At 41.7% G+C, this 24,268-nt stretch carries 23 protein-coding genes; 8 read left to right on the top strand and 15 right to left on the bottom strand.

Features of this window, described 5'->3' with window-relative positions; all coding sequences use genetic code 11:
- The first annotated feature begins 100 nt into the window (after window positions 1-100).
- Window positions 101-1,096 carry an adenosine deaminase gene (gene add / locus AB4140_RS13500; RefSeq protein WP_102476005.1) on the top strand — a complete coding sequence of 332 codons (996 nt, stop codon included), beginning with the start codon at window positions 101-103 and terminating at the stop codon, window positions 1,094-1,096.
- An 81-nt stretch (window positions 1,097-1,177) separates the two neighbouring features.
- Here the strand turns inward: add and hemN are convergent, their stop codons facing one another.
- The 5 genes from hemN to AB4140_RS13475 all read right to left on the bottom strand — a co-directional run bounded on the left by hemN (window position 1,178) and on the right by AB4140_RS13475 (window position 6,074).
- Window positions 1,178-2,554 (bottom strand): oxygen-independent coproporphyrinogen III oxidase, encoded by a 1,377-nt coding sequence (gene hemN, locus AB4140_RS13495; RefSeq protein ID WP_076542040.1) that lies wholly within the window; start codon window positions 2,552-2,554, stop codon window positions 1,178-1,180.
- 225 nt (window positions 2,555-2,779) lie between these two features.
- On the bottom strand, window positions 2,780-3,241 hold the full coding sequence (locus tag AB4140_RS13490) for a DUF2489 domain-containing protein (RefSeq protein ID WP_102436162.1): 462 nt from the start codon (window positions 3,239-3,241) through the stop codon (window positions 2,780-2,782).
- A 102-nt stretch (window positions 3,242-3,343) separates the two neighbouring features.
- Window positions 3,344-3,901, bottom strand: a complete 558-nt coding sequence (gene yihI / locus AB4140_RS13485; protein ID WP_076542043.1) for a Der GTPase-activating protein YihI — start codon at window positions 3,899-3,901, stop codon at window positions 3,344-3,346.
- Between the two features lie 55 nt (window positions 3,902-3,956).
- Window positions 3,957-4,619: a methyltransferase domain-containing protein gene (locus AB4140_RS13480; RefSeq protein ID WP_102436160.1), complete on the bottom strand. Its 663-nt coding sequence runs from the start codon at window positions 4,617-4,619 to the stop codon at window positions 3,957-3,959.
- 834 nt (window positions 4,620-5,453) lie between these two features.
- Window positions 5,454-6,074 (bottom strand): cytochrome c, encoded by a 621-nt coding sequence (locus AB4140_RS13475; protein ID WP_102435891.1) that lies wholly within the window; start codon window positions 6,072-6,074, stop codon window positions 5,454-5,456.
- Window positions 6,075-6,241: 167 nt separating this feature from the next.
- Between AB4140_RS13475 and yihA the strand changes: the two genes are divergently transcribed.
- Window positions 6,242-6,910, top strand: coding sequence for a ribosome biogenesis GTP-binding protein YihA/YsxC (gene yihA / locus AB4140_RS13470; RefSeq protein ID WP_102435889.1), 669 nt, complete (start codon window positions 6,242-6,244; stop codon window positions 6,908-6,910).
- Window positions 6,911-7,536: 626 nt separating this feature from the next.
- Here yihA and polA read toward each other — a convergent pair.
- Entirely contained in the window at window positions 7,537-10,299 is a 2,763-nt protein-coding gene (gene polA / locus AB4140_RS13465; protein WP_102435887.1) for a DNA polymerase I, read from the bottom strand.
- A gap of 385 nt (window positions 10,300-10,684) precedes the next feature.
- On the opposite strand from polA, the gene elbB reads away from it, so the two are divergent.
- Window positions 10,685-11,338, top strand: coding sequence for an isoprenoid biosynthesis glyoxalase ElbB (elbB, locus tag AB4140_RS13460; protein WP_102435885.1), 654 nt, complete (start codon window positions 10,685-10,687; stop codon window positions 11,336-11,338).
- Between the two features lie 3 nt (window positions 11,339-11,341).
- On the opposite strand, the gene glpG is transcribed toward elbB, so the two are convergent.
- The 5 genes from glpG to AB4140_RS13435 form a co-directional block, all read right to left on the bottom strand.
- On the bottom strand, window positions 11,342-12,184 hold the full coding sequence (gene glpG / locus AB4140_RS13455) for a rhomboid family intramembrane serine protease GlpG (protein WP_102435884.1): 843 nt from the start codon (window positions 12,182-12,184) through the stop codon (window positions 11,342-11,344).
- Window positions 12,181-12,489 (bottom strand): thiosulfate sulfurtransferase GlpE, encoded by a 309-nt coding sequence (glpE, locus tag AB4140_RS13450; protein ID WP_102435882.1) that lies wholly within the window; start codon window positions 12,487-12,489, stop codon window positions 12,181-12,183. The genes glpG and glpE overlap by 4 nt, the downstream gene beginning before the upstream one ends.
- Window positions 12,490-12,605: 116 nt before the next feature.
- A complete protein-coding gene (gene tdh, locus AB4140_RS13445) occupies window positions 12,606-13,631 on the bottom strand; it encodes an L-threonine 3-dehydrogenase (RefSeq protein ID WP_102435880.1) in 1,026 nt (341 codons plus the stop codon).
- A 12-nt stretch (window positions 13,632-13,643) separates the two neighbouring features.
- Window positions 13,644-14,837, bottom strand: a complete 1,194-nt coding sequence (locus tag AB4140_RS13440; protein WP_102475999.1) for a glycine C-acetyltransferase — start codon at window positions 14,835-14,837, stop codon at window positions 13,644-13,646.
- A gap of 333 nt (window positions 14,838-15,170) precedes the next feature.
- Entirely contained in the window at window positions 15,171-15,827 is a 657-nt protein-coding gene (locus AB4140_RS13435; protein ID WP_102435876.1) for a TetR/AcrR family transcriptional regulator, read from the bottom strand.
- A gap of 132 nt (window positions 15,828-15,959) precedes the next feature.
- Between AB4140_RS13435 and waaA the strand changes: the two genes are divergently transcribed.
- Complete coding sequence (waaA, locus tag AB4140_RS13430) at window positions 15,960-17,240, top strand: lipid IV(A) 3-deoxy-D-manno-octulosonic acid transferase (protein WP_372001303.1); 1,281 nt, start codon at window positions 15,960-15,962, stop codon at window positions 17,238-17,240.
- A 20-nt stretch (window positions 17,241-17,260) separates the two neighbouring features.
- Here the strand turns inward: waaA and AB4140_RS13425 are convergent, their stop codons facing one another.
- Complete coding sequence (locus AB4140_RS13425; protein ID WP_372001301.1) at window positions 17,261-17,974, bottom strand: 3-deoxy-D-manno-octulosonic acid kinase; 714 nt, start codon at window positions 17,972-17,974, stop codon at window positions 17,261-17,263.
- A gap of 104 nt (window positions 17,975-18,078) precedes the next feature.
- On the opposite strand from AB4140_RS13425, the gene AB4140_RS13420 reads away from it, so the two are divergent.
- Window positions 18,079-19,134 (top strand): glycosyltransferase family 9 protein, encoded by a 1,056-nt coding sequence (locus AB4140_RS13420; protein ID WP_372001299.1) that lies wholly within the window; start codon window positions 18,079-18,081, stop codon window positions 19,132-19,134.
- Window positions 19,135-19,145: 11 nt separating this feature from the next.
- On the opposite strand, the gene AB4140_RS13415 is transcribed toward AB4140_RS13420, so the two are convergent.
- From AB4140_RS13415 to AB4140_RS13405, 3 genes are read right to left on the bottom strand one after another with little or no spacing between them, the layout of a single operon-like run.
- Entirely contained in the window at window positions 19,146-19,994 is an 849-nt protein-coding gene (locus tag AB4140_RS13415; RefSeq protein WP_372001297.1) for a glycosyltransferase, read from the bottom strand.
- Window positions 19,995-20,023: 29 nt separating this feature from the next.
- Window positions 20,024-21,127 carry a glycosyltransferase family 9 protein gene (locus AB4140_RS13410; protein ID WP_372001296.1) on the bottom strand — a complete coding sequence of 368 codons (1,104 nt, stop codon included), beginning with the start codon at window positions 21,125-21,127 and terminating at the stop codon, window positions 20,024-20,026.
- A gap of 34 nt (window positions 21,128-21,161) precedes the next feature.
- Complete coding sequence (locus tag AB4140_RS13405; RefSeq protein WP_372001294.1) at window positions 21,162-22,229, bottom strand: CDP-glycerol glycerophosphotransferase family protein; 1,068 nt, start codon at window positions 22,227-22,229, stop codon at window positions 21,162-21,164.
- 157 nt (window positions 22,230-22,386) lie between these two features.
- On the opposite strand from AB4140_RS13405, the gene AB4140_RS13400 reads away from it, so the two are divergent.
- From AB4140_RS13400 to AB4140_RS13390, 3 genes are read left to right on the top strand one after another with little or no spacing between them, the layout of a single operon-like run.
- Window positions 22,387-22,776: a hypothetical protein gene (locus tag AB4140_RS13400; protein WP_303460245.1), complete on the top strand. Its 390-nt coding sequence runs from the start codon at window positions 22,387-22,389 to the stop codon at window positions 22,774-22,776.
- Window positions 22,777-22,793: 17 nt separating this feature from the next.
- Window positions 22,794-23,864 (top strand): CDP-glycerol glycerophosphotransferase family protein, encoded by a 1,071-nt coding sequence (locus tag AB4140_RS13395; RefSeq protein ID WP_303460244.1) that lies wholly within the window; start codon window positions 22,794-22,796, stop codon window positions 23,862-23,864.
- Window positions 23,861-24,253, top strand: a complete 393-nt coding sequence (locus tag AB4140_RS13390) for an adenylyltransferase/cytidyltransferase family protein (RefSeq protein ID WP_372001292.1) — start codon at window positions 23,861-23,863, stop codon at window positions 24,251-24,253. The genes AB4140_RS13395 and AB4140_RS13390 overlap by 4 nt, the downstream gene beginning before the upstream one ends.
- Window positions 24,254-24,268 lie beyond the last annotated feature (15 nt).

Raw genomic sequence — 24,268 nt, 5'->3', positions numbered from 1 at the left:
TGCTAAGGTCGTTTTTTTGTCGATGCGTGTTAAACTTTGCTTGCTGGGTGTTCATAAAATAAAAAACACATTTAGCTCAAAAATTTAATAGGGGGCAAAAATGATCAATACATCCATTCCGCTGGTTGATTTGCATCGTCATTTAGATGGCAACGTGCGGGTCAAAACGATTTGGGAGCTTGGCCATCAGCATGGTATTCAACTGCCTGCTAACTCAATTGCAGAGTTGGCTCCCTTTGTTCAAATTCAAGGCAAAGAAAATAGTTTAGTGGCATTCCTGACTAAGCTGGATTGGATGGTGGGCGTATTAGCTGATCTAGATGCTGTAAAACGCGTAGCATATGAAAATGTTGAAGACGCGGCAGTATCAGGGCTTGATTACACTGAACTGCGTTTTAGCCCATATTACATGGCAATGAGTCATAACTTACCGATTGAAGGCGTGGTTGAGGCCGTTATTGATGGCGTCAAAGCTGGCATGAAAGATTATGATGTTAAGGTTAACTTAATCGGCATTTTGTCGCGCTCATTTGGACAAGAGAAATGCCGCTTAGAGCTTGATGGCTTGTTAGCGCATCGAGATAGCTTGGTGGCAATGGATCTAGCTGGCGATGAACTAGGTTTCCCTGGTGAGCTATTCAATGAACACTTTAAGCGAGTGAGAGATGCTGGCTTACAGATCACAGCCCACGCCGGTGAGGCGGCCGGTAGCGAGAGCATGTGGCAAGCAATTCAAGAGTTGGGTGCTACTCGAATTGGCCATGGTGTAAATGCTATCCACGACCCTAAGTTGATGGAATATTTAGTTAAGCACTCTATTGGAATCGAGTCATGCCCGACAAGTAATTTACATACTTCAACTGTGGCTGATTATGATGCTCATCCATTTACTCAGTTTCTGGATGCTGGAGTATTAATTGGTCTTAATACCGATGATCCTGGTGTGAGCGCGATTGATATCAAGCATGAATATCGTATCGCTAAGTCAGAACTGGGTTTAACTGATGCTCAGCTGATGCAAGTGCAACGTAATGGTGTTGAAATGGCCTTTTTATCAGGCAGTGAACGCAAGGCGCTATACGCGTCAAAGTTATAGTTAGCTCCTACCTGTTTAGCTGAAAATAAACATAAAAAAACCGCTGATAATCAGCGGTTTTTTATTGCGTGATAGTAAAAACTAAATCACTCGCGAGAACTGTTGCTGACGTGCTTTTTGACGATAGTAAACGTCAAAACACATACAGATATTGCGGATCAACAGACGACCGGTAGGGCTAATGGTAAGCTTACGGTCTGTGATATCAACTAATTTATCATCAATGAAGGTTTGTAGCAGTTTTAAATCTTCAACAAAGTACTCTTCAAAATTAATATCAAATTGCTGTTCAATTTTGGCTAAATCGAGGTCGAAGTGACAAATCATTTGTTTAATCACTACACGACGAATTTCATCGTCACGATTTAAGCTACAGCCTTTCCATAATGCGTGACCTTTTTCGTCAATCGACTCGTAGTATGGACGGATATCTTTTTGGTTTTGCGCATAACAATCGCCAATTTGGCTAATTGAAGACACACCTAAACCTAATAGGTCACATTCTTCCTGAGTGGTATAACCTTGGAAGTTACGATGAAGCTTACCGGCATTTTGAAGCTTTGAAAGCTCATCATCTGGCTTAGCGAAGTGATCCATACCAATGAACTGATAACCTGCACCGGTTAATGATTCAATGGTTTGATGCAACATATCTAGCTTTTGCTGTGGCGAAGCCATATCTTCATCTTTAATCTTACGCTGAGCGGCAAAACGAGATGGTAAGTGCGCATAGTTAAAGATAGACAAACGATCCGGTGATAACTCAATCACACGCTTAATGGTTTCTGCAAAGGTTTCAGGGGTTTGGTGCGGTAGACCGTAGATTAAATCTGCGTTGGTCGATACAAAGCCCATGTCTTTTGCTTTAGCCATTAAGTCAAAAATAAACTGCTCATCTTGTTCGCGGTTTACGGCAACTTGTACCTTTTTATTGAAATCTTGTACACCAATAGAAATACGGTTAAAGCCAGCTTCTTTTAATGTATCAAGCATGGTTAATTCGATTTCACGAGGGTCTACTTCAATAGAGAATTCGCCAACATCAGCAAAATTAAAATGACTTTTAATCAGCTTTGATAAGGTTAAGATTTGCTCTGGGTTTAAGAATGTAGGTGTACCGCCACCCCAATGCATTTGGGTCACAGTGTAATTTTTGAATAACGGGGCACGCTTAACAATTTCACTTGCAAGGTATTCAATGTACTGGTCAGCTTTATGTGCATGACGAGTAATGACTTTATTACATCCGCAGTAATAACAAAGCTTGGCACAAAATGGGATGTGGATGTATAAAGACAGTTTGTCACTTTTACTGGTTTCAATCGCTGAAAGTAGATTTTGCTCAGTAAAAGTATCGTCAAATTCTAAAGCCGTTGGATACGACGTATAGCGTGGACCACTGTAGTTATACTTTTCGATCATTGACTGATCCCAACTTATTTGTGTGGGCTGCTTCAAGGCGTGTCCTCCGGGTAAATTAGCAATGTACGAAGTATGCAAGTATCTTTAACAAATAACCTTGATCTACGTTGTAAATTTGAAATTTCTCATTAGCAATTAGGTGCATTTTTGCAGGAAAAGTTAGCATTTAGGTAGATTTGTGGCATAGCTCACAGCCTCAATATCCATGTTGAGGCTGTTATCTGTCTTATAACTAAGGGATTTGTTAAAAACTGTCGGTTATTAATGCATGAAATGAAACTGTTTCAACTTCTTAGCGTCTTCAAGCAAGCTTTGTTCTAACTTTGCTTCAGATTTCATTCTGGCTAAGTCCAATTTCATTCGCTGCTGTTTAGGTAAAGCGCTGCGTGCATCTTTTATGGGATGATCTTTAATACAGGCGTAATGCTCGAAGATATGCGGGAATTCAACGGCCATTGCTTCAGACATGGATAAGGTATCAAATAACTTAGCGATTCGCATTACCCCTTCAGAAGGCTCACAGCGCTCTTCTAACATGGCTGCTGCGATATACTTGATATCATCTAATACTTGTTGTTTTTTGGCTCTGGCTTCTATTGTGCGCTGCTTACTGGCTGCTAGTGATGCCTGTTGTTGTTTCTTGACTTGTAATAGCAAGTATCCGGCGTAAGAAGCTAAAAGTAATACAATGATGACAGCGACAACAATAACAATGCTAGACACAGTTTATCCTTAAAGTGATGTTAGGCTTGAATAAGGCTTAGTTTAGAATAAATAGAAAAATGGCATATCTGAAATAGATATGCCATTTAAAAGTAGTAATGATTAAGACTGGTAGTCTTTTAATACATCCGCGCCTGTTTCAAAGCGCTCATATAAATCATCATCTGAAGCGGCTTTTTTACTCGGAGCGGCTGGTGCTGGTAATTCTTCAGCATCCGAAATGCCTAATTTTTCCATCAGCGATTCAATTTTAGATAATTGGCTATCTAACCATTTCTGATCGTCAGCGGCTAAGTCTTTGCCTTCTTCTAGCAAATCAAGCAAGTCATTAAACCTTGGATCTTCTTCAAGCTTTAATAATTTTTGCTCGTCAGTCAGTTTAGGCTGTTTCACTTTTGCACTAGCAGCAACAGTTGCTTCTTTAGCTGGTGCAATCGATAACGCAACAGGCTTCTTGCTACCATGACGAGGGTCATTATTTTTTTGCGTTTTCACATGTGGTGATTCTTTTTCAATCAGGGCTTCGTTATGACGGCTACCTGATTTACGACCAGAATCATTCTTCTTGCCGCCGATGACTTTGCGCTCAGACTTTTTGACTCTTGGTGCTTGTTTAGGGCCATTTTCGCCGCCCTTGCGCGATTTTTTACTACGAGCCATTGGTGATCTCATTAGGTTGTAAAATTTGGCTAGACGGATTCATATCCACCTTGCACTAAATAAGGATGCGCTTTATATCAGACTTTGATGTTTTTTGCATCAATACGAGCTCTTTTGCTGCAAATAATAGCGTAAATTCGCTGTGTTGTGCCAAATACTCGAAAGTTTGTTGCTGATAAAAGCTAACGTGAGTGGGGTTATTCTTGAAATGCCATTTAGAAAAGTGATTTAAATCAGTCATTAAAGACGTACTTATTGCTAACCATCCACCAGGTTTTAGCAATTTTGACAGTAATTGCCATTCTTTACCTGGTTGCTGGAAATGCTCTAGTACCCGATAGCAGCAAATGAAATCGTATTGCTGATTGAAAAGTTGTTGATCGGCTTTAACAAATGGGTCGTACTGATAAAGGCGGTGACCCGCGTGTTCAATTTTGTCGAGGCTGGCTTTGTCTAGCACCCTGCCAAAATTGAGCCCTGTCAATGAACCACTTTGCTGGGCGCTTATCTGTGACAGCAAGGGTTTGATAAATTGAATTAGTTGCTTTTGCTTGCTGGCTTTATTGGCTCGGCCATAACGCTGTAATTGCGCTGCCGGCATAAGGTGGGATTGGGGGTTAGCGAAAACAAGGCCGCATTGATCGCAGCGGTAAAAGGCTCTTTTTTTATCTTGTAGAAAAAATTCAGCACGATAACGGCACAAGGGACATTTTATCATTGAAGTAAGCAGGCACCTGAACAAAAACAAAGATATATATCAATCAATAGCAGATTTAGGTTGATTATGAAAGTGATTACAAAAAGCGGAAATAAAAAAAGGTGGCAGTAAACTGCCACCTCGTAAAACAGTGCTTATCACACTATATTCTGATTCCAAGTATCCGTACTTGCTATGTGACTATCCCGGTCAGTATCCTTCTTGTTTTTAGCGCTTTCCATGCTTTTTTAGTTGTTATCGGTCTTCAATGACACTTTATTTAAATCCTGTTGCCGTCCTGACCACAGCTTCCGTAGATGGTCTTCAATGACACATCAATTTCCTAGTTGTCTTCAATGACATTAGTAAACAATCCATGTTTAAAGTACCGTCCAGTGATATCAAGCCTCCGCAAGTGCATCCTAAGCAATTAGCTTCCTTTGCCGCTACTTTAATCCTTAAAGTAGTGTCCTTATGGGGTTTTATCTCTGTTGCGTAAGGGAGTGCTATTTAAGCGTGTCGACCATTCGGTCTAATCCTTACAAATTCTATATGACCTGGACTTCAAGCTGAAATCACTACTCTTATTATTTTTAGTGAGTGGTCTTATTTATATTATTGTTATTGGTAAATATTATTCTTATATCTTAAATGTAAACGTAGCCGAAATCTGTGAGATAGAATTGATATTTTTGTTCTGACAGTTGGGTTCATTTCGGTACGGGGCTATTTAACCCTAAAAGAGCGATCTCTGTCAAGCCTCAATAGCCTCAAGTTTACGTAAACGTAAACTTGAGGCTATAAAAAAGGGTGAATTGTCACCCTTTTTGTCGTTGTCAGCGCGAGCAGTAAAATTTACTTAAGGCTTGAAATATATTGAGATAATGCTTGGATATCACTGTCAGTTAGCTTTTTAGCAACATCTTGCATCATGCCATTGAGATCGTTGTTACGATTTGTATCGCGGAATTTATTTAGCTGGATTTTGACATAATCAGCATGTTGACCACCAATTGATGGGAAGCCTGCAAGCTCTGCGCCTTTACCATCTGGTCCATGACATGCCATGCATGAAGTGATACCACGATCCATATCGCCGCCTTTATAAAGGGCTTCGCCTTCAGCAGGAATACTCGCCACATCGGCTACATTTAATGTTTGGCTAGCATAATATGCAGAAACATCCTTAATATCTTGTTCAGATAAGGATATTGACATGCCTATCATGGTAGGATCATTACGACCTTCTTTGCCGCCGCTTTTAGCCGCCGCTTGGAAATCATGTAATTGCTTTTCTAGATAAGATGCGTGCTGTCCGGCCAGTTTAGGCCAAATAGGAGCAATGCTGTTACCGTCAACACCGTGACAGGCTGAACACATAACTGATTTAGTTTTACCCGCTTCCACATTACCTTCAGCGATTGCAGGGGTTGATATAGCGGCAAATACAGACAGCGCAAGAGCTAACTTTTTCATGGCGTTCCAACTTCTTGTTTAATTTATTGTCCTGAGCTTACTAGGGTGACCTGCAAGCGTGGTAAAATCTACAAACTGTGATCCGGGTAATATTTTACACGAAAATGTGGAAAAGTAAGCAAATCTTACATAATTAAGGTATTACCTAAAAATTATTGGAGTAAATCGTGTCAGAAACGCGTATAGATTTTCGAAAAACCAAGTTTTTAATTAGTGCGCCAGACATTGCACACTTAAATGAGTACTTACCTGGTGATGCCGGAGTAGAAATAGCGTTTGCTGGCCGCTCTAATGCAGGTAAGTCAAGCGCCTTGAATGCATTAACGGATCAAAAAGGCTTAGCAAGAACCAGTAAAACCCCCGGTCGTACTCAACTTATTAATGTTTTTGAACTTGAAGAAAACCGTCGTCTAGTTGATTTGCCTGGCTATGGTTTTGCTAAGGTGCCTTTAGCATTAAAAAATAAATGGCAAAAAGCTTTAGGTGAATATTTACAAGAGCGCGCCTGTTTAAGCGGTGTTGTGGTGTTAATGGATATTCGCCATCCGCTTAAAGATCTCGATTTGCAAATGATTGAGTGGGCTGTGCTGAGTGAAATCCCAGTGTTAGCTTTGCTTACTAAGTCTGATAAGCTCGCGCAAAACGTCAAAATGAAGACAGTTAATGCGGTGCGTAAAGAGTTAGCTGAGTATGGGGATTGGGTTAAAGTTGAACCTTTCTCTTCTACTAAAGGGACTGGTAAACCTAAAGTGCTAGGCATTTTAAATGAGTGGTGTAACCCAAGCTGGCTCACTGAAGCTGAAGCGGAGCAAGCATCGCAAGAGCAGGCTGAATAAGAATAACTAATTCTTATTCAGTTTAAAAAGGCTATTAAGACTTTGTACTTAGTAGCCTTTTTTGCATTTAAAAATCGAGTTTCGAAAAATGGCAAAAAAAAACCGATAACTAAATAGCTATCGGTTAAAAAAATTAGCTCTTTTGGGGAGAAGCTAAATTCAACAAGACTCAAGTGCCATCTACTCATTGATGACGCTCAATAAGCTCATAATACCTGTTTCTTAAATGTAGTTAAAGTATTTGCTCTAAAATTTATTTTGGGCAAAAAAAAGCTCCAGCATATATAGATGCTGGAGCGCCATAATTCGGCTTGTCACTATTTCTAGTGAAATAAAAAGGTCTGAAAGATGGAACATCTTAACCTCTGTACCCTACAGCGAAGATAATACGGTATTAGCCTTTAAATGAAAAACTGTTTTTCGTTAAAATGAACAATATTGTGAGCAGCAACACAATTTATGCTGGGTTTATCAGCGTTTTTTGTGCAAAAGACTAAGTGGTAAACAAGCAGGTAAAAAAATACCTGTAAATTTTTCATTACAGGTATTTTGTATTCGGCAATGACTATCTGTTTAGCCGCATCCGTTTCATCATCTGTTTAGGTGTATATGTGAGTCGTTAAACCCTAGTGCGCCTCATCCCAATTGTTTCCAAGTCCTGCTTCAGCTAATAGCATCACATCAATGGAGGCCGCTTCGGCCATCAGTTCACAGACCTTGCTCTTCAAGGCTTCTGCTTTATCTGCATCCACTTCGAAAACCAATTCATCGTGCACCTGCATCATCATGGTGATCTCACCTTGAGTGTCGTTCTCAATCCAAGCGGCGATCTTTATCATCGCTTTTTTGATGATATCAGCGGCAGTGCCTTGCATTGGCGCATTAATCGCTGCGCGCTCAGCCGCCTGACGGCGCATGGCGTTTCTGTCTTTAATATCAGGTAAGTACAGTCGTCTGCCGTAAAGGGTTTCGACATAGCCAACATCAGCGGCTAACGCGCGGGTGTCTTCCATGTACTTCAATACGCCAGGATAGCGGGCGAAGTAAGTATCAATGTAGGTTTGAGCTTCTTTACGTGGGATATCTAGCTGCTTGGCCAAGCCAAACGCTGACATGCCATAGATTAAACCGAAGTTAACCGCTTTAGCTCGGCGGCGTTGCTCGGTAGTCACTTCTTCAAAATGCACCCCAAATACTTCTGCTGCGGTGGCTTTATGAATATCTTTATTTTCAGCAAATGCTGTCAATAAGCCTTTATCTTGTGAAAGATGCGCCATGATGCGTAATTCAATTTGCGAGTAATCGGCAGCCAATACTTTACGGCCTTCAGCGGCGATAAAAGCTTGCCTAATGCGGCGACCTTCTTCGGTTCTGATAGGGATATTTTGCAGGTTTGGCTCGCTTGATGATAAACGTCCTGTGGCGGCATTGGCTTGATGATAGCTGGTATGCACGCGCCCGGTAACAGGATTAACCATTAATGGCAATTTGTCGGTATAGGTGCTCTTTAATTTTGACAGACTGCGGTGCTGCAAAATAATTTTAGGAAGCGGGTAATCTAGGGCTAATTCAACCAGTACATCTTCTGCGGTTGACGGGGCACCTTTTGGGGTCTTTTTGATGACCGGATAGCCAAGTTTATCAAAAAATAATGCCTGTAATTGCTTTGGAGAGCCGAGGTTAAACTTCTCACCGGCGATGTCATAAGCCTTAGTTTCAAGATCGTCAATCTTCTGTGCAAGTTCATCACTTTGTTGACTGAGCAGCATGCTGTCAATGAGTACGCCTTGACGTTCGATATTTGATAATACTTGGATTAGCGGTAATTCAAGTTCATTAAATACTGAGCTGAGTGTTGGCTCTTTCTCTATTCTTGGCCATAGGTGCTGATGTAAACGCAGGGTGATGTCGGCATCTTCTGCTGCATAGGGCGCTGCTACATCCAAATTAATTTGGTTGAAGGTTAACTGTTTTGCGCCTTTGCCGGCAATTTCTTCAAAGCTAATATTTTTATGACCAAGATACTTAAGGGCTAATCCGTCCATATCATGACGAGAGGCGACAGAGTTAAACACGTAGGACTCAAGCATGGTATCAAAGCGAACACCTTTAAGGCTGATGCCTGCATTGGCAAAGATACTGATATCGTATTTTAGGTTTTGGCCGACTTTTTCAAGTTGGTCATTTTCTAAAATCGGTCTTAATTGCTCAAGTGCGTACTCCATAGCAAGTTGCTGTGGTGCGTCTAAGTAATCATGGGCTAACGGCAAATAAGCCGCTTTACCTGCTTCTATTGCAAATGAAATACCGACCAGCTTTGCTTCCATGTAGTTTAGGCTAGTGGTTTCGGTGTCGATGGCAATTAATTTAGCTTTTGATAGCTTTTCAATCCAAAGGGTTAACTGCGCTTCGGTTAATATGGTGTCATATTCAACTTCAATGGCCGCAGCGACAGGCGTGATTTCCTCTGTGGTGTTAGACTTGCTTGATGTATTAAAGCCTGATTTATTATCCAATACTTCTGCTAACCAGCGCTTGAATTCCATTTCACCATAAAGCTTAACTAATTCATCGCGGTTTTGTGGTTTGGTGGCTAATTTATCCCAGTCATTATCCCACTCCACATCGGTTTTGATGGTGGCAAGATCGTATGACAGCTGCAGCATGTCTTTATTTTCGGCAATTTTCTTTGGCATGGTTTTAGAGCCGCGGAAAGTCACATCTAACACGCTCTCAGGATTGGCGATAAGTTTATCGACGCCGCCAACCCCCGTTAGCATTGCTAATGCGGTTTTTTCACCAACACCGGGCAGACCTGGAATGTTATCGGCTTTATCGCCCATCATGGCGAGCAAGTCGATGATCAACTCTGGGCCGACACCAAACTTAGCGGTGACTTCTTCTGGGCCCATAATGGTATCGGTCATGGTGTTAATTAAGGTGACATGTTCATCTACAAGTTGCGCCATGTCTTTATCACCAGTGCTGATTAAGGTTGCTCGACCTTCTTGACTAGCTTTGAGCGCGATGGTGCCAATAACGTCATCGGCTTCAACACCTTCAATACTGATTAATGGTAAGCCTAATGCTTTAATAATGGCATGCAATGGGGCAATTTGGGTACGTAAATCATCAGGCATTGGTGGGCGCTGAGCTTTGTATTCGCTATACATATCATTACGGAAAGTTTTGCCTTTAGCGTCGAAAATTACCGCAATATGACTTGGATTATAGCGGCTCATTAAGCTGCGTAGCATGTTGACTACACCATAAACAGCACCCGTAGCTTCACCTTTAGAATTAGTTAAATGAGGTGGGGCATAATAAGCACGGTAAAGGTAAGAGGAACCATCCACAAGGACGAGTGGGTTATTGGGGATTGTTGGCATAGTTTGGCTTCATATTCAGTATTCTGAGATGGCTCTAGAATGCCACATACAGGGCTTTTCGGCCACGGCAAATTTTATCCCAGGCTGTGGATAAGTCTGTGAGTGAATTAATTAATCATTTAGGTGTGTTTTAACTACGACAGGAAGTAAAACGGTTAAGCCTTTGATTTGTTGTAGTAAATATAATTTTTGTGAGTTGAATTATAGTTTTAAAATATATTCCCAATTTGTGGACTTTTTAATATTCTTCCTTGAATTAACTGAATTCTTAGTTCAGTTTTAAACCATGAGGAGATTTGAGGAAATCTAAGTTAGCATGTTTTTTGAACAGATCAATAGATTTGTTGAAAAAAGGTTAAATTAATACAATGGCAAGGGATCAGTAATGAAAAATATTGCGGTTTTACTCAGTGGAAATGGGGTGTTCGACGGCGCAGAAATTCAAGAGTCGGTTTTAACCTTATTAGCTTTATCTCAGGCAGGGGCGAGCTATCATTGTTTTGCGCCAAATATTAATCAATTGCATGTAGTCAATCATTTAACCGGTGAAGTTGATGTGGATGCGCAGCGAAATGTATTAGAGGAGTCGGCGCGCATTGCCCGTGGTGAAATCAGTGATATTAATGCGCTAAATATTGATCAATTTGATGGCTTAATTGTCCCGGGTGGTTTTGGCGCTGCTAAAAACTTGTGTGATTTTGCCGTTGCAGGTAGTGATTGCGTGCTGCAGCCACAGGTGGAAAGTTTTATTCAAGAGTTTGTGCTCGCCAACAAACCAATGGGCTTTATGTGTATTGCACCCATTATGTTGCCGCGAATTTTTAATAACGCCCCCCAAGGCACCATTGGTAATGACAGTGGTACCGCACAGGCGTTTAATGAAATGGGTGGTGAGCATTTAGAGAGTACTTGCGCTGATATCGTTATTGATAAGCAAAATCGGCTGGTAACCACCCCAGCCTATATGTTGGCGACGTCCATAGCTGAGGCTAATGTGGGTATTAAAAAGCTGGTCACAGAAGTGCTGGGGATGTGTTAGTGGTTATTTAGCGGCTGATTTACGGCTATCAAAAGCGCCTTGAGCCAAACCAATCAATAATCCGCCGATATGAGCACCATTGGCGATGGGCATACCGAGTAAATCGGTAAAGCCCAGTACCAGCCAAACAAGCATAAAGCCCATGTAACTGTTGGGAATGCCAATACCTGATTGGGGTTGGCGTTGCCCCATTATCCAGGTGTAGCCAACAACGGCGTATACCACGCCTGATAAGCCGCCAAAGTTAGGCCCTGTCATCATGTATTGCACAATACTGGGTAAACTACCTGCAACGACAAGTAATATGATCAGTGGCTTGCTACCGAGTTTGGTTTCAATCTTGCCACCTAGATACCACCACCATAATAAGTTAAAGGCGATATGCATTAATGAAAAATGCATCAAGCTGGGGGTAAACACTCGCCATATTTGGCTAATGTCACTTTGGGGCACAGCGCCAAAAAAGGATAACTGGCTAAAAATGCCATTGGCAAAGCCAAGGTTCATGCCGGCGTATACCAGCACACAAACAAAGAAGGTAATCAGGGTTAGTGGCCCTGCGCCAGTAATAAACTGCTGGATAAGCCCTAAACTGGAGGAGCCATAATCTAATTTGGTTTGGGTGGTGCCATTATCCCAAGAGGCTTGTAAATACTTCTTCTGGTATGGGTTTTGTCTAAACTGTTCAAACTCGTATTTGGCTTGTTGTGCCTGAGATGGTTGCTCAACGACCAAAGATACCCCGGTTTCAATCACAACGGGATGGCATTCAATATCAAGACCTTTTAAATAGTCTATGAATGCCTGTGCTGCGCGAGCGTTAGGTAATTGGCCGATTTCTATCATACGTGAGCTAAACTCCAAGCTGTGTATCCACCATCAAGACTATAAACATCATCGAAACCTTGTTCAATAAGGTAACCCGCAGCGCCTTGACTGCTCACGCCGTGATAGCACACCACGACTAATGGCTTATCCATATCGGCATCGGCCATAAAGTGGGCGATGTTTTCATTGGTAAGATGCACTGAATTTTTAATGTTACCTGCGGCAAAGCTGGCGGCATCGCGTATATCGACGATTTGCACATCACTGGCATCTTCTTGCATGTGAATGAGTTCGTTAATCGATAAATGCTTAAACGCTGACATGGTTAATCCTTTAAAAAATGACGATAGTAAAAACGACAATAGAGCCTTTAGTATGTGACAAGGGATTGTACGTATACAACCCCTTTTTAGATGAGAATAAATCCGCTATATGGCGATTAATCCCAATTCAATATCACTTTGCCTGATTGACCAGAGCGCATTGCATCAAAGCCTTGTTGGAAGTCATCAACACTGAAATGATGGGTGATAATTGGCGACAAATCTAACCCTGATTGAATCAAACTGGCCATTTTATACCAAGTTTCAAACATTTCGCGTCCATAAATGCCTTTTAAGATTAAGCCTTTAAAGATGACTTTACTCCAATCAATGGCCATTTCACCGCCAGGAATACCTAGCATGGCAATTTTGCCGCCGTGATTCATGGTATCGAGCATTGAATGAAATGCCGATGGTACGCCTGACATTTCCAAGCCAACATCAAAACCTTCAGTCATGCCTAACTCAATCATTACATCTTTTAAGTCTTCTTTCGCAACGTTTACTGCGCGAGTCGCGCCCATTTTACGAGCAAGATCAAGGCGGTACTCATTAACATCAGTGATAACCACATGGCGGGCGCCAACGTGCTTACATACTGCCGCTGCCATAATCCCGATAGGGCCTGCACCGGTAATTAGCACATCTTCACCGACCACATCAAACGATAATGCGGTGTGTACTGCATTACCAAATGGATCAAAGATAGATGCGAGGTCATCTGAAATATCGTTAGGGATTTTAAAGGCATTAAATGCAGGGATCACTAAGTACTCAGCAAAGGCACCTTCACGGTTTACCCCGACACCTGAAGTGTTACGGCATAAATGCGTGCGACCACCGCGACAGTTGCGGCAATGGCCACAGGTAATATGGCCTTCACCAGAAACGCGATCGCCGACAGTAAAGCCGCGAACTTCTTGACCCATATCGACCACTTCACCGACATATTCGTGTCCAACAACCATAGGCACAGGAATGGTATTTTGTGACCATTCGTCCCAGTTGTAGATATGTACATCGGTACCACAAATGGCAGTTTTACGAATTTTAATTAATAGATCGTTATGGCCCATTGTTGGCTTAGGCGCATCAACCATCCAAATGCCTTGTTCAGGCTTTAATTTACTTAGTGCTTTCATGTGTAGTGAGTCCTAAATAATGCCCATTTCTTTACCAATACGGGTAAAGGCTTCGATTGCTTTATCAATTTGCGCTTTAGTGTGCGCCGCTGACATTTGGGTGCGAATGCGGGCTTGGCCTTTTGGCACCACCGGGAATGAGAAACCAACCACGTAGATGTTTTCAGCGAGTAGGCGGTTTGAAAAATCACCTGCCAATTTAGCATCACCAATCATTACCGGGATAATGGCGTGATCAGCACCTGCTAAAGTAAAGCCTGCTGCTGTCATTTTTTCACGGAAGTAACGGCTGTTTTCCCATACGGCTTCACGTAAATCGTGACCCGTTTTTAGCATTTCTAACACATGGATTGATGCACTCACGATTGAAGGCGCTAAAGAATTTGAAAATAAGTAAGGGCGAGAGCGCTGACGTAACCAGTCAACCACTTCTTTTTTAGCAGAAGTGAAACCACCTGAAGCGCCGCCTAAGGCTTTACCTAAAGTACCGGTAATAATATCGACGCGATCCATTACTTGGCAAAACTCGTGGGTGCCACGGCCATTTTCACCAACAAAACCCACAGCGTGAGAGTCATCAACCATGACGAGTGCATCGTATTTATCGGCTAAATCACACACACCTTGTAAGTTGGCAATCACACCATCCATTGAGAACACGCCATCAGTGGCGATAAGAATGTTTCGTGCGCCCGCAGCTTGCGCGGCAATCAGCTGGGTTTCAAGATCGGCCATATCGTTGTTGGCATAACGGAAACGCTTAGCTTTACATAAACGCACACCATCAATAATAGAGGCATGGTTTAGCGCATCAGAGACGATAGCGTCGTTCGCATCTAGCAGAGTTTCAAATAAACCCGCATTGGCATCAAAACATGAAGAGTAAAGAATGGTATCTTCCATTCCTAAAAATTCACTTAAGCTATTTTCTAATTGCTTATGAATATCTTGGGTGCCACAAATAAAACGAACCGATGCCATACCAAAGCCGTGGCTTGATAAACCATTCTTAGCAGCATTAATTAATTCAGGGTGATTTGCCAAGCCTAAGTAGTTATTAGCACAGAAGTTAATCACTTCTTCGCTATTTACATTGATAGAGGTTTGCTGGGCAGACGCAATGACACGTTCACTCTTGTATAAGCCTTCAGCTTTAACATCGACAAGTTGTTGATTTATGCGGTCGTAAAATGAGGTAGAGGCCACCTGATTTCTCCTAATAATGGTTATTATGTTAATCGCAACCTTTGGCTGTTTAAGTAAAACATGCGCTGATTTCTGATCGGGAGTTGTCGGCATTCTACCCTTAATTTTTATAAGGCCACAGCGTTTTTTTTAAGCGCAGTGGTTACATAAAATTGATTAGGGCTTGGGGTGATTTCGGATAAATAAAACTAATCAACTTTCATTAACTGGGGAAGTATTAATAAGTGGCAGTAAAACGGTATTTTATGATTAAAATACTGCCAATCCCTTTTGCCAACGCTATTATTATAGTTGCCAGCAATGGGATTGTAAGGGCGGTTTAATTTACCTGAATTAAAGCTCTGGGCAGGCGTCTTGAGAGACTAACTCGCGGTAGTGCTGCTCAAGTCGTGCAAAGGTAGGTTGAGAAATTGGCGTTGAATACGCTTTAAACAGCATAACCACCCGTAATAAACCTTTGTAAATTGCAGGTTTGGTGATTTTTGATGCACCCGATTGGGTCAGTTGATAGCTAATCCAATAGCTAACGATCATCTTCATGGTATCTGCAAGTTCGACGATGTTATCGTCTTCAACGTTTAAAAAACCATCTTGTTTAAGTTGTTTAAGGACGTTACTTGAGCGTGCTAATACGCTTTTTTGTGCCAGAGTATAGCGCTGCTTTAAGGCTTCATCTCGACTTAAAATATCGGCTAGGTTGGCGTACATAAATCGGTATTGCCACATGGTATAAAACATCGCATCGAAATAGCCCAATAATAATTCAACGTCAATTGATACGTCTTCATAAGGCTTTGAACCATTTTCAAGATTAGATTCATACATGGTGAAGATAGAATTGATAATGTCTTCTTTATTGCGGAAATGGTAATACAGGTTTCCAGGACTGATATTTAAATGAGCCGCAATGTGATTGGTGGTGATATTACGTTCACCATGTTCGTTAAAAAGTTCAAGGCTGGCAAAAACTATCTTATCGCGGGTTTTCATATCAGTTCCAATTATCAGAGGCTCATGAAGAAATCATTTCTTAATTACATACTACTAAGCTCATATCCCTATGAATTTAGATTATGTTAACATTGTGGTAATCTGACAAGCAAAATTGATCAAGTAGTTTTCATGACTCGTGGTGTATATTCCGTTTTACTCTTGCTGTTATTCCCTCTCATCGTGGCTTATTTAGCTTTTCGTGCGTTTAAAAGCCCTGACTATCGCAGCCGCTGGGGCGAGCGTTTTGGGTTAATGCGCTTAAAGCAAACTGATGTCCTTATTCATAGTGTGTCTATGGGGGAAACCTTAGCGGCAATACCGTTAATAAAACGCTTAATGAAACAGTATCCACAGCTATCATTTACGGTTACCACCACCAGCCCTACGGGTTCCGCAGAGGTTAAAAAGGCCTTTGGCGACAGTGTGCAGCACTGTTATCTCCCTTTTGATATTAACCTTTGTATTCGTCGCTTTATCAAGCAGGTTAATCCGCAGCTTTGCGTGATCATGGAAACCGAATTATGGCCAAACCTGCTTCATTACGCGAAAAAAAATAATACCCGCTTAGTGTTAGCTAATGCGCGCTTATCGCAAAAATCAGCCGATAAATACCATAAACAAATGGGGTTAAGTTTACCCATGTTAACAGCGCTTGATGCTATTGCGGTGCAAACTGAGGCCGAATCTGTCCGCTTTGCGGCATTAGGGGCAAACACTGAGTCATTACATGTTTGCGGCAGTTTAAAATTCGACATACAGATTGATAACAGCAAATATGCCCAAGCTAAAAGCTTAAGAGCTGATTGGAACCGAAGCCAAGCGCCTGTATGGGTTGCTGGCAGTGTTCATCCTGGTGAGTTCGATATTATGTTGCAAGCCCACCAAAAAGTGCTTGAGCAATATCCTGATGCGCTGCTGATTATGGCGCCAAGACACCCTGAACAATTTAATGTTGCCGCGGTGACGACCACTCAACAAGGGTTAAATTTAGCAAGGCGCAGTATGAATGAGGCGGTCGATCAGCACACCCAAGTGCTGCTGGGCGATACCATGGGTGAACTGTTGATGTTGTATGGGGCTGCTGATATTGCCTTTATTGGCGGCACACTGATTGAAAGTGGCGGGCATAACCCTTTAGAGCCTGCAGCAATGGGCTTGCCAGTAAGTGTTGGCCCGCACCATTGGAATTTTGCTGAAATCACTCACTTGCTTGAGCAAGCTGGTGGCTTAACTGTGGTGAATAACGCCGATGAACTCGCTGACATGCTATTACAGCTGTTTGCTAACGCCGAATTGCATGATAACGCCGCCAAAGCGAGCTTAGCGGTGGTGTCTCAAAATCGCGGCGCATTGCAAAAGCAGTTTGAGATAGTTGAGCAGCAATTGCGCTTTACTCAGTTAATCAGTTAATCAGCTAATCGCAAATGCAGTTAATTAATGGCTTGTTGGTAACCGTTAAGTAGCTGCTGCCAATTTGATTCATTGAAATTTAATGTTGGCAGTTTCGCTTGTTCTTTATTAAACGAGCGCAGTAATCGGCTCAAATTAGCTTGCTGCCATTGCTTCGCGGGTGTTTTTATTACCCCACGGTCAAAATCGATGAGATAAAATTGCGCTTCGGCCAGTAAGATATTTTTCGCGTTAAGGTCGGCATGATATACGCCACGATTATGAAATCTGGCAATGAGGGCGCCCAGTTGCTGCCATTGAATATCGCTCATGGCTGCTGTGGATAAATAGGCCACCAAATCTTTCGCGCCATCAATGAGCTCAATAATCAGATCGGCGCGATACCAGATGCCAAAGCGTTCAACATTGGCTGCAATGGGTCTAGGCACTGGAAAGCTTTCATCAAATAGCTTCTCTAATAACGCCAGTTCAGCAATGGCTCGAGTGCGAGACATGCCTGTAAAAACATAAGCATCACGGCTGAATTTTGCCATCAAGCCACCACGCCAATAATGGCGTAATACCCAGCGCTGGTGGTTATTTTCCACGAACCAGGTGGTATAGCGACCTTTTGACTGGCCTATAATGGCATTTTGTTGCTGCCAATAGTCAGCTTGGAATTGTGCGGGAGTTAATTGCTGCGCGAGTGGCTCGCACCAAGCAATGATCCCAGTATCTGTTGATTCAAATTGCATAGGCCAATGAGTAAAAGCGTCGATTTGTCGGTGGCTAAAAACAATATTCTACATTAAGATCGAATACTTGTACTTAATTCCCTTTATATCGTTAGTGGTAACCCATGAAAGCAGACTTTTCATCGATACAATCCTTATGTTTACTTCGTTTATCCGCGATTGGAGATGTGTGTCATGCGGTAGCCATGGTGCAAGCGATTCAGCGTCAATATCCTGATTTAGCCATTACTTGGGTGATTGGTAAAGTTGAATATCAATTGGTTAAACATATGCCCGGTATTCAGTTTGTGATCTTTGATAAATCCCAAGGTTGGCGCAGTTATGGCCAATTGAGAAAAGCCCTCGCTGGTCAACGCTTTGATGTTTTACTACACATGCAAGTGGCGCTGAGAGCGACCATCGCATCATTGATGATTTCAGCAAAAGTTAGAGTGGGCTTTGATAAAGCCAGAGCTAAAGAAGGTCAGTGGTTGGTGACTAATCATAGGGTGGAGCCATTGGCAACGCCCCATGTGTTAGAAGGGTTTATGGGCTTTGCCAAAGCCATTGGCGTTACAGATTTAACCCCAAGCTGGAATATTCCGGTACCTGAAACCGATACCGAGTTCGCCAAACAAGTCATCACAGATGATGAAAAAGTATTAGTGATTTGCCCCGCAGCCAGTAAAGCTGAGCGTAATTGGCTGCCAGAGCGTTACGCTGCAGTGGCAGATCATGCGGTCGAAAAAGGTTATCGAGTGATACTTTGTGGCGGCCCAAGCCAGCTTGAGGTCGATTTAGCGGCTAATATCATTAAGCACAGCCACAGCCATATCGATAATATGATTGGAAAAACCAGCCTAACGCAATTATTAGCATTATTGAAAAGAGCCAGTCTGGTTATTGCGCCAGATACCGGCCCCGCCCATATGGCGGTGACTCAAGGTACGCCAGTGATTGGCTTATACGCCCATTCAAATCCAGGCCGAACAGGGCCTTATAGCAGTTTAGACTCGGTCGTCAGCGTGTATGATCAAGTGATTAAGCAGCAATTTCCTGATAGCAGCATTGCTTGGGGGAAAAGGGCAAAGGGTAGTGATTTAATGGCGATGATTGAGGTGGCGAGTACGATAAAAGTTTTTGATGAGTTGATAACAAGAAAGCCTGCATTTACAGGCTAATCGATAAGATACTAATATTTGTGTTGTGGATAAAATAGTCCAAAAACAGCACTTAACATCCCGATTGGTATTTTTGTTTTTCTATGTTGCTTAAGCATATACCAGTGCCACGCTTGTTGTTTGTATTCGATTGAAGCCTGTTCAGATAAAGTGTCAGAGAAAAAGTCACAATAGTCGATGATGAACTTTAATTCGCGCATTGGAATTTTTTCACGGTAACCACGGCCAGCATAATGGATAAAGCTGGCTTCTTTATAGCCGTCTTGCCCGAGTAATGGCATGCGGTTAAAAGCTTTATCGATACATACATAATTAATTTTTTCTCTAAATATGAGATAATTGATATATGTTTGATCGTAAAACTTCACCTCATTGCAGATTTTTTGCATCTCTTGTGCGCTGGCATTAGTGAACAAGTTTGACTCTTTTGATGCAAGGATCATCCCTGAGTTAAAATAGACTGTTTTACCGTTTTCTGATGGCCAGTCAACTTGACCTAGAATACTACTTATTTTCTCTGCATGCTCCGTTCTGTCTTTAATGGCGCCTTCATTAAACATATAAATAGTGTCTAATGCATTGTAACGCTCAAAAATATTTTCGGCCCAAGGTGCAATGATCATATCGGCATCAATATACAAGACTCGGTCGTATTCTTTTAGCAGTTCTGCCATGTAGAGTTTTTCTGACCATGCAGGGCTTGCATCATAGTTTTTATTGTCAATATTCAGTGGATAATGTAGTTCTTCAGAAACAACTAAATCAGCCCCCACTTTATCGGCATACGCCTGAAAACTCTCTAATGCCGCCTTGTACATAGGGTTATCACCAATGGCGAGGGTGAAAATGGCTTTCTTCATCTAAAAATGCTCCTTATGTAAAGTCTAAGTTATTGACTCATTGTTAGATATTGTTTGAAGACAGTCTCTGTATCGATATCACAGACATGACCTTTGCCTTTTGAGGCGTAAAGGACCTGAGATGTTGTTGATGCAGGTGGTGCCCAGTATGGTTTTTTTGAGCGCATGAGTGCAATTAATGGTGTTTGAGCTGCAGTGGCAAAATGCATAATGGCCGTTTCAACTGTGATAACCCAATCCACAGCGGCAATTATTGCAGGTAATTCAAAAAAGTTATCTTTTATGGTGAATACGGCAACTTTAGACTGAACATCGGCTAAACGAGTGGCAACAACTTGACTGATATGCGTGAACTGCTCTTTAGTCACATTGATAATAAAGCGAGTTTCTGGTTGATGCTGGTGAATGCTGTTAATGAGGTCGATGACTTGCGATTCAGACCAATCACGTTTCGAGTTAGTCGATAAGTGATTAATTAAGACCACCGTGCTATTACCATCAAGGTGGCAATTTATCCATTGTTGAGCATGTTGAATAACATCGTTTGGCACGACGAGAGTCGGCATAAAGGCTTTCTTATCCATGCTTAAGCCTAATATGTCGTGCAAGATAGTATAAAATCGGTCGGTGATATGGTGATTGCTCGGCAGAGATTGCGAGTCGAGCGTGTACACTTTATCGCTAGCTCTTAGTAGCCACCAGTTGAATAAGCCTTTGTGTAGTGGTGCGGTAATACTTGAAACAATAAAGCCTTTTGGTGCAATACGCCGAGCAATCTTTGAAAACTGACTGGCCCGCCCAGCTGGAGAGTGGCAGATGACAATGTCGTATTGTTGCTGTTTGGCTGTTTCGATTTGCAGGTCGCGGGAAGCGACTGAGTCAGTACAACCATAACTGCCATGAAAGCTGGCTTCAGCTGCAATCCATTGTTGCAAGATGGTGCTACGGGATAAACGCCAGCTATCTTGATTACAACGGTTATCATCGAGCCAAATATCGATTTCAATATGTGGCTGGGCAGCTTTCAGTGCGATTAAAAACGTTTTTAGGTACAGAAAGTCTCCCAATGCAATGGGAGAGATAAACAAAAGTCTTTGACAGTTTTTAAGCTGCTCATTTGAAATAATGGCCATAAATAATCAGTATTACCTTGTCATCAAAATTGCATTAAAGGTTAGCTTGTAAATAATCCACAATACGCACAGATGCTAAGCCGTCAGTTGGGCCAACATGCTCCTCTGTGTATTGTAGACGGTTTGAATGAAACTCTTCGGGTGTATTGAGCTGTTGCGGTACTGCTGCAATCAAGGCCGAATAGTTATTGGCATGAAGGCCTATATCGTTATACAATACGTTATCTTTGCCAAAGCGCTTTTTAAATCTAAATTTAAAAATACCCCGATAAGTCCACTTTAATTTAAAAAAGTTACACACAATAACGGGCTTACCTAAAGCGGCAAATTCAAACAGAGTACTTGACGCTTCACTTAGTAAAATGTCGGCATTTTTCATAAACGGCAGTAATGAAATGTCTTGCTCTTTGGCCACATACACATTTTCAAATTGCGCCCATTTAGCCAGCTTAGCGCGTTGGTTTTTATACTTTTCACGCATCATCGTGAGTGAATGGGGTTTAATCAGAATATTGTAATCTTTAAAGTCTTCAGGCCAGTTATCTGGAAAGCACTCTAGCGAACTAGGATTAAAGGTTGGCGCATACAGCAGTGTTTGCTTTTTAGGGTCTAGTCCTATGTTGGCTAAATCAAACCCCAGTTCTTCATTGTTGTACATTGGATCAAGCTTAGAAAATCCCACCTGTACAAAGTTATCGTTTGGATATAGCGCTTTGATTTTACTGAGCCTTAGCGAGCCTTCAATAAACCTTACCGTCATTGGGGTGCAAGACTTATGGTAGTAAGTCGGTTTGGGGCCTACACCATGACCTAACTGTGCCGTTTTAGAGTGGATGTGAACCTCGTCTAAATACTCGAATTTATTACCAAAAAAAATCCAGTTAGGTTTCAGTTCCACATAGGTGTCTCTGGCCTCAGTCTCATTAATTACCCAAATACACTCGGCATTGATATTTGCTAACACATCTTTAAGGGCGTCTTGATCATTTTTACTGCTATAACATACCAGTTTCACTTGATGGTTATTACGTTGCAGTTGCTGAATAATTGGAGTGTACTGGGGTAGGTAGTACACGTTTAGTGTGTCAAAAACGACGAGCATAACAGCCTCTTAAATATTGATTATTCAGACGAAGGATAAGCGGAGTGTATTTAGCGCTAAGTATAACAATAACTACTCGTGTGGGACTAGGGGTAATGGACGCATGCTGGGGTTTCCATTAAAATGAACCTAATATTCGTTATTAATAGCCTTAATTATGCCGCAATCAACATTACGAAAGTTTGGTTACCCAGAACAACCCACATTAGGTACAATGGTATTGGTGTGCAAAGAGAGCGTACACCGTTATTCGGGGATCTCGCCAGAAGCGGCGGCTGAGCAGAAACAAATCATCGATGATATTGAAAATGTGATGAAGCATTGCTTCGACTGTAACAAGCTTAATTACTTGATGCTGATGATGGTTGACCCAGCCGTTCATTACCATGTGATTCCTCGTTACGAGTTTTCGGTTGAGTTTTGTAATCAAGAATTTATTGATAATCAATGGCCTAATCCGCCCAGTTTAATTGATGAGTTAAACTTAGATATTTGTGAGAAACAAAATTTATTAAATATCTTAAAGAGCGATTTTAATTGTAATTGATCAGGAAAAGGCTAACTGTGATTTGTTTTGATGTGTTACACCCATATTATTTACCGCAATACCTACCTGTTGCTGAAGAGCTAAAAAAAAGGTCTGTTGTGGTGAAGTTTGTTATTTATAACAATATAGAACATCATTCAGCTCTTCTTTCTATGGTTAAACAACATCGTTTAGATGTGGTTTGGGTCGATGATGAAGTAGCAGCTCTCGAGTATTATCTCGAAGAAAAAGCCAGTTGGGTAATTTTTGGAAATGCCTTTTCTCGCGCACATAGCTTAAAAGGGTTCTCTAAAACAGCATTGATGCAGCATGGCGTTGGCCCTAAATCAGTTTACTACACCGTGTCGAATTCAGACATTGATGTCAGGTTTGTGGAGGGACAGTATCGCCTAAAACGACTTCAAGAAATGTTTCCTGAAAAGACCTTTATTGATACGGGTTATGCGAAACTCGATCCTATTATACAAGGTGCTGAGCCTGGTATTGATATGGTTCGATTGGGACTTGATCCTGCAAAGCCAACATTATTATATGCACCGACTTTTTATCCTAGCAGCATAGAGAAAATGGGGCGAAACTGGCCAGAACAGTTTGCTGAATATAATATTTTATTGAAACCTCATTATTTCTCCCTAATTAAACCTGCATATCAGAAACAAAAGGCGCTGCTGCAACATTGGGCTTCATACAGCAATGTTTATTTAGCAAAAGTTGAAGAAACCAACTTGCTTCCTTTTATGGCATCAGCAGATGTGTTAATCAGTGATGCATCTTCAGCATTATTTGAATTTGCAGCACTGGATAAACCCGTGGTTTGGTGTGACTTCTATCATTTACGCTGGTCATATCGCGGTATTTTTAAATTTAGGTTTAAAAACAGGGTCGATCAAGATTTATACCGCTATGCCGATGTTGCTGCTCACGCTGAAACATTTAGCCAACTAAAGTCTGTTGTTGATCAGCAAGTTTCATCTCCAGAACTTTTTGCAGCAAAACGGGCTCAGTATACAGATGAGCTTATTGGAGCTGTTGATGGTTGCTGCAGTCAGAGAATCGCGGACTATTTATTAATCGAAGGTGAAGCGTGAAGATTATTACATTTGGTACATTCGACATGTTTCATATTGGTCATTTAAATATTCTAGAACGTGCAAAAGAGCAAGGTGACCGTTTAATTGTCGGAGTTTCATCCGACGCATTAAATTTTAGTAAAAAATCCAGAAATCCGATTTGTGATGAAGATGCTCGAATGCGAATTGTTAGTGCACTAAAGTGTGTTGATGAGGTTTTTTTGGAGGAATCTTTAGCGCTTAAAGCCGAATATATTCAGCGACATCAAGCAGATTGTTTAATTATGGGTGATGATTGGGCGGGTAAATTTGATCATTTGGCAGATTTATGTAAGGTCATTTATTTGCCGCGCACACCAGCGATTTCAACGACTCAATTAATTGAAGTTGTTAAAGAAATTAAATAAAACCAAGGACGGAAT

The sequence above is a fragment of the Shewanella sp. 10N.286.51.B2 genome (assembly GCF_041469265.1).
Lineage (GTDB): Bacteria > Pseudomonadota > Gammaproteobacteria > Enterobacterales > Shewanellaceae > Shewanella.
The sequence above is the reverse complement of the archived record's forward strand: the minus strand, read 5'-3'. Positions and strand labels throughout refer to the sequence as shown.

Bases quoted from the DNA above. Each gene is read 5' to 3' on its own strand.
- AB4140_RS13425 (WP_372001301.1), bottom strand. From the start codon at position 17,974: ATGCAATTTGAATCAACAGATACTGGGATCATTGCTTGGTGCGAGCCA.
- tdh (WP_102435880.1), bottom strand. From the start codon at position 13,631: ATGAAAGCACTAAGTAAATTAAAGCCTGAACAAGGCATTTGGATGGTT.
- add (WP_102476005.1), top strand. From the start codon at position 101: ATGATCAATACATCCATTCCGCTGGTTGATTTGCATCGTCATTTAGAT.
- AB4140_RS13420 (WP_372001299.1), top strand. From the start codon at position 18,079: ATGAAAGCAGACTTTTCATCGATACAATCCTTATGTTTACTTCGTTTA.
- yihI (WP_076542043.1), bottom strand. From the start codon at position 3,901: ATGGCTCGTAGTAAAAAATCGCGCAAGGGCGGCGAAAATGGCCCTAAA.
- glpG (WP_102435884.1), bottom strand. From the start codon at position 12,184: ATGATAGAAATCGGCCAATTACCTAACGCTCGCGCAGCACAGGCATTC.
- waaA (WP_372001303.1), top strand. From the start codon at position 15,960: ATGACTCGTGGTGTATATTCCGTTTTACTCTTGCTGTTATTCCCTCTC.
- AB4140_RS13415 (WP_372001297.1), bottom strand. From the start codon at position 19,994: ATGAAGAAAGCCATTTTCACCCTCGCCATTGGTGATAACCCTATGTAC.
- glpE (WP_102435882.1), bottom strand. From the start codon at position 12,489: ATGTCAGCGTTTAAGCATTTATCGATTAACGAACTCATTCACATGCAA.
- AB4140_RS13435 (WP_102435876.1), bottom strand. From the start codon at position 15,827: ATGAAAACCCGCGATAAGATAGTTTTTGCCAGCCTTGAACTTTTTAAC.
- AB4140_RS13400 (WP_303460245.1), top strand. From the start codon at position 22,387: ATGCCGCAATCAACATTACGAAAGTTTGGTTACCCAGAACAACCCACA.
- elbB (WP_102435885.1), top strand. From the start codon at position 10,685: ATGAAAAATATTGCGGTTTTACTCAGTGGAAATGGGGTGTTCGACGGC.
- AB4140_RS13405 (WP_372001294.1), bottom strand. From the start codon at position 22,229: ATGCTCGTCGTTTTTGACACACTAAACGTGTACTACCTACCCCAGTAC.
- AB4140_RS13480 (WP_102436160.1), bottom strand. From the start codon at position 4,619: ATGATAAAATGTCCCTTGTGCCGTTATCGTGCTGAATTTTTTCTACAA.
- polA (WP_102435887.1), bottom strand. From the start codon at position 10,299: ATGCCAACAATCCCCAATAACCCACTCGTCCTTGTGGATGGTTCCTCT.
- AB4140_RS13410 (WP_372001296.1), bottom strand. From the start codon at position 21,127: ATGGCCATTATTTCAAATGAGCAGCTTAAAAACTGTCAAAGACTTTTG.
- AB4140_RS13475 (WP_102435891.1), bottom strand. From the start codon at position 6,074: ATGAAAAAGTTAGCTCTTGCGCTGTCTGTATTTGCCGCTATATCAACC.